The sequence below is a fragment of the Vibrio sp. 970 genome, assembly GCF_033339075.1.
Window position 1 is genome coordinate 1 of record NZ_JAWOTW010000077.1, and the last position, 1,257, is coordinate 1,257.

General features: G+C 42.7%; 1 protein-coding gene. It reads left to right on the top strand.

Annotated features, from left to right (window positions below; genetic code table 11):
- Positions 1-19: 19 nt before the first annotated feature.
- Positions 20-1,224, top strand: a protein-coding gene (locus R7Q11_RS24825; protein WP_225466836.1) for an IS3 family transposase whose coding sequence is annotated in 2 segments (ribosomal slippage) — positions 20-371 and positions 371-1,224 — 1,206 coding nt in all. Because the reading frame shifts where the segments join, the coding sequence is not laid out codon by codon here.
- Positions 1,225-1,257: the final 33 nt, after the last annotated feature.

A 1,257-nucleotide genomic window follows, 5' to 3' on the forward strand; every position in this document is an offset into this window, starting at 1 on the left:
AAAAAAATTGGAGAGTGTTATGAAATCAACAACTAAAAGAACTCAGCGCGATTACTCCCTCGCTTTTAAACTCACTGTAGTTGATGAGGTTGAAAAAGGAAGCCTCACTTACAAACAAGCCCAAGAGAAGTATGGCATCCAAGGTTGCTCTACGGTTTTGGTTTGGCTTCGTAAGCATGGTCGACTAGATTGGTCTAAAGGGACACCTAACTTTATGTCCAAAGGAGACTCTATGGCCGAGTTCAATTTACCTCCTACACCAGAGCAACGTATTAAAGAGCTTGAGAAGCAGCTCGAAGATGCTCAACTCAAAGCCGACTTCTTTGAAGCTGTCGTGAACGTTATGGAACGTGACTATGGTGTTAGAGTGACAAAAAAGCACAAAGAAGCGTTGTCCAAAAGAAAACCATAGTAGGTTTGAGCGTTACGAAGTTTTGTCAGTTAGTACAAATCTCTCGCCAAGCTTATTATAAGCAATGCCAAACTCAATCTCGTTGTGAACATCATGAGCATGCTATCATTGGCTTTGTCCGTGAAGTCAGGCTGAAGCAGCCACGCATTGGCACGCGTAAACTGAAGTTCTTAGCAGCAACAAAGGGCATTCAAATAGGTCGCGATAAGCTCTTTGAACTTCTCAGAAAGCATCGGCTGTTAGTGAGAGCAAGACGAGCCTATCACCGAACGACTGACAGCCGTCATCGATTTTTCTGTCACCCAAACAAAGTGAAAGATGGGCTGACACCAACGAAGCCAGAACAACTGTGGGTTGCTGATATTACTTACTTGCCAACTCAAAATGGAGAGAGTTATCTCAGCTTGGTTACAGACGCTTATTCAAGGAAGATTGTTGGTTTTTATGTGGATGACAACATGAAAACTCAATCAGTTAAGCGGGCATTTATCTCAGCTCTCAGGCAACGGCAGAGTGAAGAAAAGCTAATACACCACTCAGATAGAGGCTCACAATACTGTTCGAAGGAATATCAAGATATCCATAAGAAACATAGAGTGACTTGCTCAATGACTGACGGGTATGACTGTTATCAGAATGCTTTAGCTGAGCGTGTAAATGGGATACTCAAAATGGAGCTCTTGCTGAAGAAACCGAAAGATCTGAAAGAAGCAAGGACGATGGTAGCAGAGTCCGTAGATATCTATAATCAAATGAGGCCTCATACGGCTTTAAAATACAAAACGCCCGATGAAGTACATCGAGCGTTTTAGTTAAAAAGTGTCAACCCATATCAGGACGGGTCA